11 protein-coding genes are annotated in these 15,276 nt (G+C 64.0%); 4 read left to right on the top strand and 7 right to left on the bottom strand.

The window, feature by feature from the left end; translation table 11 throughout:
- Window positions 1-11 precede the first annotated feature (11 nt).
- Window positions 12-1,103: a diguanylate cyclase gene (locus tag CKW35_RS04775; protein WP_095115289.1), complete on the top strand. Its 1,092-nt coding sequence runs from the start codon at window positions 12-14 to the stop codon at window positions 1,101-1,103.
- Window positions 1,104-1,218: 115 nt separating this feature from the next.
- Here CKW35_RS04775 and CKW35_RS04770 read toward each other — a convergent pair whose 3' ends face one another.
- Together CKW35_RS04770 and CKW35_RS04765 are read right to left on the bottom strand one after the other, a co-directional pair.
- Window positions 1,219-2,517 carry an ATP-binding protein gene (locus tag CKW35_RS04770; protein ID WP_023047176.1) on the bottom strand — a complete coding sequence of 433 codons (1,299 nt, stop codon included), beginning with the start codon at window positions 2,515-2,517 and terminating at the stop codon, window positions 1,219-1,221.
- 6 nt (window positions 2,518-2,523) lie between these two features.
- Complete coding sequence (locus tag CKW35_RS04765) at window positions 2,524-3,225, bottom strand: response regulator transcription factor (RefSeq protein WP_016487321.1); 702 nt, start codon at window positions 3,223-3,225, stop codon at window positions 2,524-2,526.
- A gap of 271 nt (window positions 3,226-3,496) precedes the next feature.
- Here CKW35_RS04765 and CKW35_RS04760 point away from each other — a divergent pair, with 271 nt between their 5' ends.
- The 3 genes from CKW35_RS04760 (at window position 3,497) to mobA (ending at window position 8,449) form a co-directional block, all read left to right on the top strand.
- Complete coding sequence (locus tag CKW35_RS04760) at window positions 3,497-4,672, top strand: efflux RND transporter periplasmic adaptor subunit (RefSeq protein WP_060517917.1); 1,176 nt, start codon at window positions 3,497-3,499, stop codon at window positions 4,670-4,672.
- Window positions 4,673-4,683: 11 nt separating this feature from the next.
- Window positions 4,684-7,812, top strand: a complete 3,129-nt coding sequence (locus CKW35_RS04755; RefSeq protein ID WP_095115287.1) for an efflux RND transporter permease subunit — start codon at window positions 4,684-4,686, stop codon at window positions 7,810-7,812.
- 61 nt (window positions 7,813-7,873) lie between these two features.
- Window positions 7,874-8,449 (top strand): molybdenum cofactor guanylyltransferase MobA, encoded by a 576-nt coding sequence (gene mobA, locus CKW35_RS04750; RefSeq protein ID WP_095115285.1) that lies wholly within the window; start codon window positions 7,874-7,876, stop codon window positions 8,447-8,449.
- A 157-nt stretch (window positions 8,450-8,606) separates the two neighbouring features.
- Here mobA and CKW35_RS04745 read toward each other — a convergent pair whose 3' ends face one another.
- The 5 genes from CKW35_RS04745 to peaA all read right to left on the bottom strand — a co-directional run bounded on the left by CKW35_RS04745 (window position 8,607) and on the right by peaA (window position 14,935).
- On the bottom strand, window positions 8,607-10,280 hold the full coding sequence (locus CKW35_RS04745) for a fatty acid CoA ligase family protein (protein WP_095115283.1): 1,674 nt from the start codon (window positions 10,278-10,280) through the stop codon (window positions 8,607-8,609).
- Window positions 10,281-10,411: 131 nt separating this feature from the next.
- Window positions 10,412-11,533 carry a quinohemoprotein amine dehydrogenase subunit beta gene (gene peaD / locus CKW35_RS04740; protein WP_095115281.1) on the bottom strand — a complete coding sequence of 374 codons (1,122 nt, stop codon included), beginning with the start codon at window positions 11,531-11,533 and terminating at the stop codon, window positions 10,412-10,414.
- 32 nt (window positions 11,534-11,565) lie between these two features.
- Window positions 11,566-11,889 carry a quinohemoprotein amine dehydrogenase subunit gamma gene (gene qhpC, locus CKW35_RS04735; protein WP_016487327.1) on the bottom strand — a complete coding sequence of 108 codons (324 nt, stop codon included), beginning with the start codon at window positions 11,887-11,889 and terminating at the stop codon, window positions 11,566-11,568.
- Window position 11,890: 1 nt separating this feature from the next.
- Window positions 11,891-13,321: a quinohemoprotein amine dehydrogenase maturation protein gene (gene peaB, locus CKW35_RS04730; protein ID WP_016487328.1), complete on the bottom strand. Its 1,431-nt coding sequence runs from the start codon at window positions 13,319-13,321 to the stop codon at window positions 11,891-11,893.
- Between the two features lie 48 nt (window positions 13,322-13,369).
- The gene (peaA, locus tag CKW35_RS04725) at window positions 13,370-14,935 is read right to left on the bottom strand and encodes a quinohemoprotein amine dehydrogenase subunit alpha (RefSeq protein WP_095115279.1); all 1,566 of its coding nucleotides are present in this window, start codon (window positions 14,933-14,935) and stop codon (window positions 13,370-13,372) included.
- Window positions 14,936-15,276: the final 341 nt, after the last annotated feature.

Here is a 15,276-nt window from a genome sequence, read left to right as displayed (position 1 = left end):
GGAGCTCCTCCATGCTCAAGACCATCGAGGAACACGTACGCAAACAGGTCGCCCCCGCCGCCCTGCGCGCCGAGTTCCGCCAGCACGAATTCGAGTCCATGCGCCCGTTCTGCCTGTTGGTGTTCTGCATCAGTCTCCTGATCTGGCTGGTCTTCGACCTTATCGTCAGCTTCCTCGGTGGCCAAGGTTTTACCTGGCTGTCATGCGTGTTCATTGCCTTGCTCGGCAGCCTGACCGTGGTGCTGCGTTTCACACACCGCAGCCACCACTTTGATGTACTTAACCTGCTGTTCATCACCGTCATCACCCTGGGCATGCGCCTGGTGATCGAAGGCCTCCCGGTGGCCCTGCGCCCGGTGTGGCTGATCCTCGGGGTCTCCACCGTGTTGTATGCCATGTCGGTGCTGCCGGTGCGGCGCTGGTCATTTTTCTGCGCCATGGCCATCACCTGGGTGATGCTCAGCCCGTTCTACCACACCCGCATGGAGCCGGACGCGGTCGAAGGCGCCATGTTGATCAGCTACGCAGTGTTTCTCAGCGGCCTGGTCAGCTACAGCTACCTGCAAATCCGCAAAGCCAAGCTGCACAACTTCTACCTGTCCAAGGTGCTGCTGGAGCAGGCCTACATAGACGCCCTGACCGACATTCCCAACCGCCGGTCGTTCATGGCCCAGGCCGACCGTCAGCTGCGCATGGCCTCGTCCGGGCAATACCTGGCGATGATCGATATCGACAACTTCAAGCGGGTCAATGACCTCTTCGGTCATGACGTCGGCGACGAGGTACTCAAGCGCGTGGCCCTGCATATCAAGGCGAGCATGGCCGGTCATGCATTTGCCCGACTGGGCGGTGAAGAGTTCGCGATCTTCCTGCAAGGGCTGGACCAGCAGGGTGCCGAGCAGCAGGTGGCGGCGCTGTGCCAACGGGTGCGCGAGGACAGGGGCGAGCATCCGGTAACCATCAGCATAGGCCTGGCTCGGGTGGACCGGAGCGACAGCCTGACCACAGCGCTGGTCCGCGCCGACCAGGCATTGTATGAAGCCAAGCACAGCGGCAAAGACCGAGTCGTGCTGTGGACTACACAGTTGGCGGAACAGGGCTAGCAGGCCCGGCCTCTTCGCGGGTGAACCCGCTCCCACAGGGACCGCACAGATTTTGAACGCTGTGGCGTACCTGTGGGAGCGGGTTTACCCGCGAAGAGGCCGGTACAGCCACCCATCACCCCGCAGGCAAGCGAATCCTGAACTGCGCCCCGCCCAGCGCCGACTGCGCTACCGTCAAGGTGCCGCCCTGGCCTTCGATCGCTCGCCGGCTGATCGCCAGCCCCAGGCCAAACCCGCCGGTGTTGCGGTCGCGGCTGCGGTCCAGCCGGTAGAACGGCTGGAAAATCCGCTCCCGCTCCTCTACCGGTATGCCGATCCCGTCATCTTCAACCGTGAGCAAACAGGCGCCATCGTCCTCCAGCCGCAAGCGCAACAAAAGGCTTTCGTCGCAATAGCGCATGGCATTGCGCACCAGGTTCTGCACCGCCCGCGCCGTCAGCCGTGGGTCCAGCACAAACCGGGGCAAATTGCCCTCGGCCCTTACTTCCCACTGGATACCTCGGCCATCAAGCTCTTCGGCAAAACCGCCGAGTACGCTGTCGACCAGTTCCAGCAACGACACTTCGACCCGCTCGCGGGCCTGGTCGGCGTTATACAGGCGGCTGTAGGACAGCAGCTCCAGCACCAGCTCATCCAGCTCACGCACATGCCCCACCAGTTCCAGCAGGCGCTTGCGGCTGGCCGGCGGCACTTCGTCGAACAGCAGCACCAGGCCGAAGTCCAGGCGGGTCAGCGGCGTGCGCAGCTCATGGGACACCGCATTGAGCAACTCGCGCTGCTGGTTGACATGGCGCTCCAGGTCACTGGCCATGGTGTCGAACACCCCGGCCAACTCACCAATGTTGGAATGCGGCGAAATGTGTGTGCGCTCGGCCATCTGCCCCTGGCCCAGGCGCCGGGCGGTTTCCTTCAGGCGCTCAAGGTCGCGCCAGTGCGGCCACACCCATAACAGCAGGCAGCCCAGCATGGCCGCACCGATCAGCACGGTCACGCCCCACGACAACACATTGATGTCCAGCGGGTCTGGCGGTGCATGCAGGCGCACCAGCCACTGCTTGTCCAGCGGTGCCAGCACCGTTTCGTAGTAGCCCCACTCGGCAATGCGCACGGCGTACTGGCCGTGTTCCAGGCGCGCCTGCTCATCCGCGCTCAGTTCGGCCTGGTCCATGCGCAGCAGCTTCACTTCCAGCGGGGCGAACGCACGGGCCAGGTCCTGCTCCACGGCCGGCCACTGCTCGCGCGGGGCCTGGTGGAACTGGCGCACGATCAACGATTGCACGCCTTTGGCCTGGTCCAGGTTGTAGGCCATGAAGCGCTCCTGGAACAGGCCGACGATGGTGTCAGGAATGAGCAGCAGCGCACCGGCGTAGGCGACAATGATCACCAGGTACAACCGCACCAGGATCTTGAGCATGGCCGGTCAGCACTCCCACTCGACGCGGCTGAACAGGTAGCCCTTGCCCCACACAGTCTTGATCTTGCGCGCTTCGCCGGCGTTATCGTCAAACTTGCGCCGCAGCTTGGAAATGGCCACGTCTACCGAACGGTCAGTGCCGTTGAACTCGATACCGCGCAGCTGCTGCAAGATGCGGTCGCGATTCAGCACTTCTCCGGCATTGCGCGCCAGTACCACCAGCAGGTTGTATTCGCCGCTGGACAACTCCACCTCTTCGCCCCGCCAGCTGACCGTGCGCTCGGCCAGGTCGATGCGCAGGCCTCCAATCAGGATCAGGTCGTTATCCAGCCGCGGCTCGTTGACGCTGCTGCGCCGCAGCAGCGTGCGCACGCGGGCCAGCAGCACGCGCGGCTCGCAGGGTTTGGTCACATAGTCGTCGGCGCCCATTTCCAGGCCCAGTACCTGATCATGGCTGTCGTCGCGGGCGGTGAGCATCAGGATCGGCAGGTTCTGCGACTCCTGGCGCAGCAGGCGGCACAGTTGCAAACCATCGATACCCGGCAGCATCAGGTCGAGGATGACCAGGTCGGGCTTTTGCCGACGATATTCGTCCAGCACATGGTCGCCCCGGGCGATCACCTGGACATGGAAGTCGTTGCGTTGCAGGTAGCTGGCGATCAGCTCGGACAGGGCGCTGTCGTCTTCGACCAGGAAAATATTCGGCATAGGTGCTTGGGATCTAGGTTGTGGTAGACCTCACTGGTCTCTTCGCGGGCTTGCCCGCTCCCACAGGGGCCGCACAGGGTCTGAAACCTGTGCAATACCTGTGGGAGCGGGCAAGCCCGCGAAGAGGCCAGTACAGGTATGCGCAGAATATAGAACCCAACCGCTCGAAAGGATTGTTCTTCACACTTTTTCACACTCGCCCTACAGGTATTAACAGCCGCACGGGCTACACCTGCCGTACCATTGGCCCGGTCATCATCGGAAGATCCGTATGCCTACTACCCTCCCCCCACGCCTGCGCCCTGTGGCGCTCATGGCGTTTCTGAGCCTGTCCCTGGCCGGCTGTGGCGACAGCGCCGAGCAAGACGAGCAAGCCCCCACCCCGCAAGTGCGGGTAGAAACCCTGCAACTGCAGCCACTGGCCATCAGCAGCGAACTCAGCGGCCGCATCCTGGCGCCGCGCACCGCCGAAGTGCGCGCGCGTGTCGCGGGTGTGGTACTCAAGCGGGTGTATCGTGAAGGCAGTGACGTCAAGCAGGGCGATGTACTGTTCCTGATCGACCCGGCGCCGTTCAAGGCCGACCATGACAGCGCCCGCGCCACCCTGGCCAAGGCCAAGGCCACCCTGTACCAGGCACGTCTGCAGGAGCAGCGCTACCGCGAGCTGGTCGACGACAAGGCCGTCAGCCGCCAGGAATACGACAACGCCCAGGCCAGCTTCCTGCAAGCCGACGCCGAAGTGGCCGCCGCCAAGGCGGCCCTGGAGCGAGCCCGCCTGAACCTTGGCTACGCCACCGTGACAGCGCCCATTTCTGGCCGCATCGGCCGTGCCCAGGTCACTGAAGGCGCACTGGTCGGCCAGAACGAGACCACCCCGCTGGCGACCATCCAGCAGTTGGACCCGATCCACGCCGACGTCACCCAGTCTACCCGCGAGCTCAATGCCCTGCGCCGCGCCTTGCGCGCAGGCGAATTGCAGCAGGTGGGCGACGGCCAGGCCCGCGCCACGCTGATCCAGGACGACGGCAGCGCCTATCCGCTGCCAGGCAAGCTGCTGTTCTCCGACATCAGCGTCGATCCCACGACCAACCAGATCACCCTGCGCAGCGAGTTCCCCAACCCGGACCTCGACCTGTTGCCCGGCAGCTACGTGCGTGTGCGCCTGGAACAGGCCGTGCAACCCAAGGGCCTGAGCGTGCCGCAGCGCGCCATCCTGCGCGACAGCGCCGGTGTCCCCAAAGTGCTGGTGGTCGACCAGCAGGCCCGCGTCAGCGACCGCCAGGTAGTGCTCGGCAGCGCCCAAGGCGACCGCTGGATTGTCAGCGAGGGCCTGGCCGCTGGCGAGCGGGTGGTGGTCGAGGGCCTGCAGCATGTCAAGGCCGGTGACCACGTGCAGGTTGAAACACCCCCCGGCGTAGCACCCATCGCTCAGCATACCGGCCAGTGAGGGCCTGATTCATGCCGCAATTCTTCATCGACCGCCCGGTATTCGCCTGGGTGGTCGCGCTGTTCATTCTGCTGGCCGGGGCGCTGGCCATTCCGCAGCTGCCCGTGGCCCAGTACCCCAACGTGGCGCCGCCGCAGGTGGAAATCTACGCCGTGTACCCGGGCGCTTCTGCGGCGACCATGGACGAAAGCGTGGTGAGCCTGATCGAGCAGGAACTCAACGGCGCCGACAACCTGCTGTACTTCGAATCGCAGAGCAGCCTGGGCAGCGCCACCATCACCGCCACCTTCGCCCCGGGTACCCACCCGGACCTGGCCCAGGTCGACGTGCAGAACCGCCTGAAGGTGGTCGAGTCGCGCCTGCCGCGGCCGGTCACCCAACAGGGCCTGCAGGTGGAAAAAGTGTCCACCGGTTTCCTGCTGCTGGGCACCCTCACCTCCGAAGACGGCAAGCTCGACGAGACTGCACTGTCGGATATTCTGGCGCGCAACGTGATGGACGAAATCCGCCGCCTCAAGGGCGTGGGCAAAGCCCAGCTGTACGGCTCGGAGCGCGCCATGCGCATCTGGATCGACCCCGGCAAGCTGATCGGCTTCAACCTCACGCCCAACGACGTGGCCGAGGCCATCGCGGCGCAGAACGCCCAGGTGGCGCCTGGCAGTATCGGCGACCTGCCCAGCCGCGACACCCAGGAAATCACCGCCAACGTGGTGGTCAAGGGCCAGCTGAGCACCCCCGAAGAATTTGCCGCCATTGTCCTGCGCGCCAACCTGGATGGCTCCACGGTCACCGTCGGTGATGTCGCCCGGGTCGAGATCGGCGCTCAGGAATACCAGTACGGCACACGGCTGAACGGCAAGCCGGCCACTGCGTTCAGCGTGCAGCTCTCGCCGGGTGCCAACGCCATGGAAACCGCCACCCTGGTGCGGGCGAAAATGCAGGACCTGGCGCGTTACTTCCCGGAAGGCGTCAAGTACGACATCCCTTATGACACCTCGCCGTTCGTCAAGGTGTCGATCGAGCAGGTCATTACCACCCTGTTCGAGGCCATGTTGCTGGTGTTCGCGGTGATGTTCCTGTTCCTGCAGAACCTGCGCTACACCCTGATCCCCACCCTGGTGGTGCCGGTGGCGCTGATGGGCACCTTCGCGGTCATGCTGGCCATGGGCTTCTCGGTCAACGTGCTGACCCTGTTCGGCATGGTGCTGGCCATCGGCATTCTGGTCGACGATGCCATCGTGGTGGTGGAAAACGTCGAGCGCATCATGGCCGAGGAAGGCCTGCCGCCCAAAGAAGCCACCCGCAAGGCCATGGGCCAGATCAGCGGAGCGATCGTCGGCATCACCCTGGTGCTGGTGGCGGTGTTCCTGCCAATGGCCTTCATGCAAGGCTCGGTGGGGGTGATCTACCAGCAGTTCTCGCTGTCGATGGCGGTGTCGATCCTGTTCTCGGCATTCCTGGCCCTCAGCCTCACCCCGGCATTGTGCGCCACGCTGCTTAAACCGGTGGCCAAGGGTGAGCACCATGAACGCAAGGGCTTCTTCGGCTGGTTCAACCGCCGTTTTGAAAACCTGAGCAACGGCTATCAGCGATGGGTGGTACAGGCGCTCAAGCGCAGCGGCCGCTACCTGCTGCTGTACGCGGTACTACTGGCGGTGCTGGGCTATGGCTTCAGCCAGTTGCCCACGGCGTTCTTGCCCACCGAAGACCAGGGCTACACCATCACCGACATCCAGCTGCCACCAGGGGCCAGCCGCATGCGCACTGAACAGGTGGCTGCGCAAATCGAGGCACACAACGCCGAAGAACCCGGCGTAGGCAACACCACCGTGATCCTCGGCTTCAGCTTCTCCGGTAGCGGGCAAAACGCGGCACTGACCTTCACAACCCTCAAAGACTGGTCCGAGCGCGGTGCCGACGACAGCGCCCAGTCGATTGCCGACCGTGCCAGCGCGGCCTTCTCCCAGCTCAAGGACGCCGTGGCGTTTTCGGTCCTGCCGCCGCCTATCGACGGCCTGGGCGAGTCGACCGGCTTCGAGTTCCGCCTGCAGGACCGTGGCGGTATGGGCCACGCTGCGCTGATGGCTGCCCGCGACACGCTGCTGGCCAATGCGGGCAACAGCAAGGTACTGACCAACGTGCGCGAAGCGTCGCTGGCCGAAAGCCCGCAAGTGCAGCTGGAAATCGACCGCCGCCAGGCCAATGCCCTGGGGGTGTCGTTTGCCGATATCGGCTCGGTGCTGGACGTGGCGGTGGGCTCCAGCTACGTCAACGACTTCCCCAACCAAGGCCGCATGCAGCGGGTGGTGGTGCAGGCCGAGGGCGACCAGCGCAGCCAGGTCGAAGACTTGCTGAAAATCCACGTGCGCAACAACAGCGGCAAGATGGTGCCACTGGGCGCATTCGTGCAGGCCAGGTGGGTCAGCGGCCCGGTGCAGTTGACCCGTTACAACGGCTACCCGGCGGTGTCGATCTCCGGTGAGCCGGCAGCCGGCCACAGTTCGGGCGAAGCCATGGCCGAAATCGAACGCCTGGTGGCTCAGCTGCCGCCCGGCGCCGGCCTGGAGTGGACCGGCCTGTCGCTGCAAGAGCGCTTGTCCGGCAGCCAGGCACCGATGCTGATGGCATTGTCGTTACTGATCGTGTTCCTGTGCCTGGCAGCGCTGTACGAAAGCTGGTCGATCCCGACTGCCGTGCTACTGGTGGTACCGCTCGGCATGCTCGGTGCAGTGCTGGCCGTGACCCTGCGCGGCATGCCCAACGACGTGTTCTTCAAGGTTGGCCTGATTACCCTGATCGGCCTGTCGGCAAAGAACGCCATCTTGATCATCGAGTTCGCCAAGCACCTGGTCGACCAGGGCATGGACGCCGCAGACGCCGCCGTGCAGGCCGCCCGCCTGCGCCTGCGGCCGATCGTGATGACCTCGCTGGCGTTCATCCTCGGGGTGGTACCCCTGGCCATCGCCAGCGGCGCCAGTTCGGCCAGCCAGCAAGCTATTGGTACCGGGGTGATTGGCGGCATGCTGAGCGCCACGTTGGCGGTGGTGTTCGTGCCGGTGTTCTTCGTGGTGGTGATGCGCCTTGCGGGACGGCGTCAGGCGCGTGACGCCAACGCACAAGGCGGGGTCAGCGAAAGCTGACTGGACAAGCCCCGTGTGAAATGGGAGGGTTCCCGGCAGTGACTGCCCGGAGCCCTTTTTCATGCCTGATGCACTGCCCCCCTGCTCCATCCTCATTCTCGCCGGCGGCCGTGGCCAACGCATGGGCGGCCGTGACAAAGGCCTGGTCGCGTGGCAGGGCGAACCGCTTGTTGCGCATGTACAGCGGGTGGTGCGACCGCTAAGCGATGACCTGGTGATTTCCTGCAACCGTAACCAGGAGGCTTACCGTATGTACGCTGACCAGCTAGTGGGCGATGCCGAAGCGGACTTCCCCGGGCCGTTGGCGGGGGTGATTGCCGGGCTCAAGGTGGCTCGGCATGAGTGGGTGGTGCTGCTGGCCTGCGATGCACCGCGGGTTGACCGCGAACTGATCGAGGACCTGCTAAGGCTGGCGGTGGCCAGTGACAGTGCGGCAATGGTGCGCCAGGGCGGGTATTGGCAGCCGATGTTCAGCGTGCTGCCACGGCGAATACTGCCAATGCTGGAGCAGGCCTGGGCGACGGGAGAGCGGAGTTTGCAGAAGGCCTTGCTGCGCGAGGCGGTGCAGGGGTTGGAGTGTGCCGATGATGATCGCCGGTTGAGCAACTTCAACAGCCCGGAACTATTGCAAGGCTAAGCACATGGCGCGGTCATTGAGCGGCCTTGTGCCGCGAAAGGGCTGCGAAGCGGCCCCGGGATTTCAGCTGTGATGCATAAATTGCTGGGGCCGCTGTGCGGCCCTTTCGCGGCACAAGGCCGCTCCTACAAAGGTCCGCGTAGCTGAGGGGTGATGGTTATCGGGAGGACAACTCCGCGACACTGATCTCGCGCATCCTGAACTTCTGCACCTTGCCGGTCACCGTCATCGGGAACTCGTCGACAAAGCGGAAGTACCGAGGCACCTTGAAGTGCGCAATCCGCGCCCTCGCCCACTCACGCAGCGCGTCTTCACTGGCGGTATGCCCCGGGTGCAGGCGCACCCAGGCCACGATCTCTTCGCCGTACTTGCTGCACGGCACGCCAATCACTTGCACATCCGCCACCGCCGGGTGGGTGAAGAAGAACTCCTCCAGCTCGCGCGGGTAGATGTTCTCACCGCCGCGAATGATCATGTCCTTGCTGCGCCCCACGATACGCACATAGCCCTGTTCATCCATTACCGCCAGGTCGCCGGTGTGCATCCAGCCGTCTTCATCGATGCTCTCGGCCGTGGCCTTGGGGTTGTTCCAGTAGCCAAGCATTACGCTGTAGCCGCGGGTGCACAGTTCGCCTATCTCCCCACGCGGTACGGTATTGCCGTCGGCGTCCAGCACTTTGTTCTCCAGCCGTGGCTGCGTACGGCCGACACTGGTCACCCGGCGTTCCAGGTCATCGTCGGGCCCGGTCTGCAGCGACACCGGGCTGGTCTCGGTCATGCCATAAGCAATCTGCACCTCGGCCATGTGCATTTCGCCGATCACCCGGCGCATCACCTCGATCGGGCAGGTGGCGCCGGCCATGATCCCGGTGCGCAGGCTCGACAGGTCGAACTCCCTGCGTTGCGGGTGGTCCAGCTCGGCAATGAACATGGTCGGCACGCCATACAACGCGGTAGCCTTTTCCTCGGCCACCGCACGCAGCGTGGCCAGCGGGTCGAAGGCATCGCTGGGGTAGATCAGGGTGCTGCCGTGGGTCATGCAGCCAAGGTTGGCCATGACCATGCCGAAACAGTGATACAGCGGCACCGGCACCACCAGCCTGTCGTGCTCGGTCAGGCCCAGGCTTTCACCAACCATGTAGCCGTTGTTGAGGATATTGCTGTGGCTGAGGGTGGCGCCCTTGGGAAAACCGGTTGTGCCGGAGGTGTACTGGATGTTGATCGGGTCGTCGCAGCGCAGCTGCGCCTGGCGTTCGACCAAGGCCTGGCAGCTGACGGACTCGGCACGCGCCTGCAAGGCGTGCCAAGCCAGAAAGCCCGGTGGTGGCGAGGCAGCCAGGCTGACCACGCCGCGTAACTCGGGGAAGCGCTCGCAGGTCAGCGCGCCCGGTTGGCTGCTGGCCAGGCCAGGGACCAGGCCCTGCAGCATCGCATGGTAATCGGAAGTCTTGAACGCGTCGGCACAGATCACCCAGCGGCAGCCGGCCTGGCCGAGGGCGTAGTCCAGTTCGCTGGAGCGATAGGCCGGGTTGATGTTGACCAGGATCGCGCCGACCTTGGCGCTGGCGAACTGGGTGATGCACCACTCGGCGCAGTTGGGTGCCCAGATACCCAGCCGGTCACCGGGTTGCACGCCCAGTGCCATCAGCGCGCGGGCGTGCTGGTCGACGGCCTCGGCCAGTTGCTGCCAGGTGTAGCGCAGGGCCTGGTGGCGCACCACCAGCGCCTCGCGGTCGGGAAAGCGGGCGACGGTGGCGTCGAAGGCATCGCCAATGCATTGGGTAAGCAGGGCTTTGTCTGGATTGCCCTGGGAGTAGCTTGGCTGGGGCATGGGCACTCTCTTGTTGTTTTTGTGGGGGCTGGGCCGGCCTCTTCACAGCACAAGGCTGCTCCTACACGGGAACACGGTGTCCTGTAGGAGCAGCCTTGTGCTGCGAAGCGGCCAGTAAATCCACCCTGGCTCTAGCGGATGAACACCTGTGGCGTAGTGGTGGACATGTCGCCACCCGGCAATTTGATGTTCTTCACCTTTTCCAGCGTATCCGGGTTGAACACCGCCAGGTCATTGAAGGTGCCGCCCAGGTACAGCTTCTCGCCCTTCTTGTCGAAGGTGACGCAGTAGTAAGTGTGCTCAAGGTTAGCCGCCTTGATCAGCTTGCGCTGCTTGATGTCGTACTTGGCCAGGCGGTTGAGCACGCCGTAGATCTGGTTCGGGTCCTTGGGCGAACGCAGGCCGGTGAAGTACAGCTCGGTCAGGTCGGCGAATTCCTGGGTGTGGCTCTTGCCGGTCTTCAGGTCGACACTCAGGTAGCCATACAGCGGCTCGGCCGTGGCCGGGTCCTGCTTGTCATCCTTGAACCTGGCAATGGTGTACAGCATGGTGAACTCGTGACGCGGGCTCTGGTGCGGCCAGAAGTACAGCACGTCCGGGGCGCTGTAGCCTTTGCGGTTCCAGTTGCGCAGCGGCAAGGCCACCGTGTACTTGCCGGTTTTCACATCCATCTTGTAGATGTCCGGCCCTGCGACAAACAGGCTGCCATCATCGGCGGCACGCATCAGGTACACCTGGCGCGGCATCGGGAAGGTGCGCACCGGCTTGGCCTGCAGCCCATCAGTGGTGCTGAACACCTCCAGCCGCGGCGGCTTGACCACGTAGTGGTCATTCAGCATCTGGGTCGGGTTGACCGTGGCGTACACCTCCTTGCCATCAGGGCTGATGGCAAACGAGTACATCGACCGGCCCACTTCTCCCGCCACGCTGGACAGGTTGGCCCGGAAGGTATTCTTGCAGGTGTCCAGGTCGATGCCGTAGATGTCGCCGTAATGGTTGTTGAGCACGTAGGCGGTTCGGTTGTCCGGCGCCATCATCGCGGTGCCAGGGCCGAACTTGTCGGGCATCTGGCAGCTTTTGTACACCGTGTCACTGGCCACATCGACCACATGCAGGTTGTTCGGGTAGTTGGTCACGATCATGTATTCGTGGCCAGCCTTCAGCGCAGGCCCGGTGTCGTCAGCCTGAGCCAGCCCGGCGCAGGCCGTGGCGGCGAGGGTGAGCGCGAGTTGCGCGCAGCGTCCAGCTTTCATGCGGTTTCCCCTTGTCATTCTTGTTGGGCCGGTCACTTGTCTTTCGGGAACACAGTGCCGAGGTTGCGCCAGTCTTCCGCCGAGTTGGTCGCCTGGGCGTTCCAGTCCTGGTAGGTGCTCATCATGTCCGGCACCTGGGCCGGCCACCAGCAAGGGTCGGAGCAACCATACAGGTCGGCCTCCATCGGTTGGCACAGCGAGCTCACGCCACCAAAGGCATCCACTTCCCAACCCGGGTCGGTGGTGGCCGTGCAGCCGGCCACCGCACTCATGGCCATGACTTCTTCGATGCGGTCTTCGGCAGCGGCCTGTTCAAGGATGCGCGCCTTGTTGTTCAGGGGCTTCAAGTGCTTCATGTCAGTGCGCCTTCCGCGGGGTGATGTAGCGGTCGATGAAGGCCGGGTTGGCGGCCATGATGCGGCTGTAGACTTCGATGCCGAAGTCGACCCAGTCGCGCATCAGTTCGCAGTAGTGGTAAGTCGGGTGCTGCGGGTCGCCGTAGCGGGCGTAGCTTTCGTGGTAGCAGCCGCCAGAGCACAGGTTGCGGATGCGGCAGCTTTCGCAGCCGGTGTTGCTGCGGTCCAGACGCTGCGACAGGAAGTCGTTCAGCTCCACTTGCTTGACGCCCTGGTGCACGTTGCCGAAGGTCGGCAGGCTGGAACCGGTGAAGCGGTGGCACAGGTTCAGCTCGCCTTCATGGTCCACTGCCAGCATTTTCAGCCCGGCACCGCATGGCAGGGCCTTCTTGTGGCCCTCGTGGATGTCGGTGATCAGCTGGTGCAGGTTGGAAAAACCGATATTGCGGTGTTCCAGCGCGGCGTCCAGGTAGCGGCGCCCCAGCGCCTTCATGTTGGCGAAGACCTCAACCAGTTCTTCGCCGGTAAGGTTGAAGTCCGCCATGTCGCCGGAAGTGACCGGGGCAAAGCCGACTTCGGCAAAGCCCATTTCGTTGAACAGATGGTTCCAGATCGTCTCGATATCGGTGATGCCGCGGGTCAAGGTCACCCGTGCCCCCACCGGCCGACTGTTGTAACGCGACAGCAGCATGTCGGCCTTGCGCCGCACGACGTCATAGGTGCCCTGCCCGCCCACAGTGATGCGGTTGCGGTCGTGCACGGTCTTGGGGCCGTCGATGCTGATCGACAGGCCGAACCGATGGGCGTTGAGCCAATCGACGATCTCTTCGGTCAGCAACGTGGCATTGGTGGTCATGATGAATTCCACCTGCTTGCCCGCCTCGGCGAAACGCCGCTCGCAGTAGCCCACCATGTGTTCGATCAGTGGCCGGTTGGACAAGGGCTCGCCACCGAAGAACACCACGCTGTAGCGCTCCTCGTCGGGCGATTCCTTGAGCAGCATTTCCACCGAAGCTTCGGCGGTGGCGGTGCTCATCTTCTTGCCGGCAGATGGCTTGTCCAGGTCTTCCTTGTAGCAATAAGTGCAGCTGAGGTTGCAGCCAGTGTTGACGTTGAGCACCACGGTATTCAGCGCGGTGCGCTCGACCCGCTTGACGCCGATTTCCGCGGTCAGCGGCGAGCCGTCGCTGACCAGCTCCAGGGCGATCAGCTCGCGCAGGGTGTCCTGGATATCGTTGCCGGCAAACTGCTGGCCCAGGCGCTGCATCAGCTCCTCGGCCGAACAGCCTTGCTGGCGCAAGGTGTCGATGATGCCCCCGGTCACCGCGTCGGCGGTGAACAGCGAACTGCTGGGGATGTGGAACAGCATGCGGTCGGCATCTACCTGCACTTCATGCAGGTTGCGTTCGACCAGGTTCAGTAGTGCGCCCATGGCGACCTCCCGGTAATCGATCCGTTGGAAAACCGTTGCACCCTGCCGTTACGGCAGCGGTGGGTTGTTCCAGCGCTGAACGGTGACGATCATGTGCCCTTCGCCCGTCTGGCCACCGTCGGCCAGCGTGGCGATGACCTTCAGGTTGCCCGCGTTGTTGGTCATCATCTTGCGTTCAGGGTTAGGGCCAGCGCCGCCTGGCACGAACACGCCATCGGCCTGCATCTGCCCGGCGAACTTGACGTCTTCGTCCTCGACCGCACGTTCATTGAATGGCTCGACCTTCCAGGTGGCCGGCAGATAGCCGATGCGCAGCGGCTGGCCACTGGCGTCCTTGCCCCAGGCTTCGGCCTCGAAGCGGCCCTGCACCTTGGGCACCGAAGCGCCGTTTTCACCGATGCGGGCAATGGAGAACGCCGGCACGACTTTCACTTCCTCGACCTTGTCGTACACCGCCAGGCTCACGCCCTTGAGCGCCCCCACCGCAACCTCGCGCTGGCCAGGCTTGGCGCCGGCTGCAGCGCGGGCCTTGACCCGTACCAGGGTCGGGGTCTGCTCCAGTACTTCGGTCACTTCCACCCCGGCACCCAGGTCAGGCTTGCCCTCCAGGCCGCTGCCCACCAGGGTGATCTCGCTTTCGCCACCCGCCTTGATGAAGGCCGGTTGCACCGCCAGCAGCCGCGCCTTGCCTTCCTTGGCAGCCGTGAAGTCCAGGCCACGCTCGTCGTGTTCGGCCTCGAACATGCGGCCTTTCATTTCGCCATCCAGCGCCGCGAATACCTGACGCAGGTGGGTGTCGCCAACCTTGACGTTGCCGCGCCATTCATAGCCGTTGTACAGGATCGCCGAGCCGCTACCGTTAAAAGGTGTACCGTCGGCATAGGCGCCCTTGACCTCGACCTTGAAGGTGTCGCCCTCCCCGGCCGAAACGCTCATCACACCGCGCACATCGCCCTTGGCCAGCATATGGCCGCTGAACGCCCACTGCCCCGGCAGCACGTCGGCCTTCGGTTTTGCCAGCTGCCATTCAGCCCAGGCCGGGTTGTCCAGCGGGTAGCGCTTGGCAAGTTCCGGCACCACCTGTTGCAGGGCAATCGGCAGCCAGTCGCGGTCCCGGGCCTGGGCCTGGTATTCGAGGGACGGCCACTGGCCAAGGTGGAAGTTGACCAAGTGCTCCCACTCCTTGGCCGGGCGGCGCTGCAAGGCGACGCGAGCCCCAGAGTGGCAACGGCCACAGGTTTCGCTGAGCTGGGTGTCGAAATGCTCGACCGTGTTCAGCCGGCGCTCCATGGCGTAGCGCACGCCATCGGTTTCGCTGGGCGCCAGGCCCTGCTTGTCGGCCAGGTACTTGACCAGCGTGCGACGGTCGTCGTCGCTGATCTGCAGGCCGTGCATCACCTGCATGCGGGCGATACTCATCAGCCAGCCTTCTGGCGTTTTACGCTGGTGGCTGATGCGGCTGTAGGTATCGTTGCCTTCGGGGATATGGCACCCCATGCACTTGTTCTGCAACAGGCTCGGGCCCTGCTCGGCCGCCATGGCCTGGGTGCTCAGCAGCGCGGCGGCGACCAGCGCCAGTTTGCCCGCATGCCGCCGGAGTCGAGTCGTCTTCAAGGTCAGACCTCCACGGTTGTTGTTCTTATCGTTTTTCGCACGCTTTGGTACAGCAGGTGTGCATGTGACAGAGGTGATACAGGAACTGTGCCAGTTGCAGTAAACGCGTGGCCTTTCAACCCCTTAGGCAGTTTGCTGGGGTTGGCCAGCAGCAAGGATGGCCAATTGCAGCGTGCCATTTCGCGACAGGGTGTTTCATCCTGAGACAGGGGCCTGCCATGCAGGCCTTCGCGGGCATGCCCGCTCCCACAGGTTAACCATTGCCTTGAAGACCTGCGCTGTACCTGCAGGCGCTGGCTTGCCGGCGATTGGCCCTTGAAACCACTGTTTCACCACGGTCT

The organism is Pseudomonas sp. Irchel 3F3 (assembly GCF_900187545.1).
In the GTDB taxonomy this organism is placed as follows: domain Bacteria; phylum Pseudomonadota; class Gammaproteobacteria; order Pseudomonadales; family Pseudomonadaceae; genus Aquipseudomonas; species Aquipseudomonas fortuita.
The sequence above is the reverse complement of the archived record's forward strand: the minus strand, read 5'-3'. Positions and strand labels throughout refer to the sequence as shown.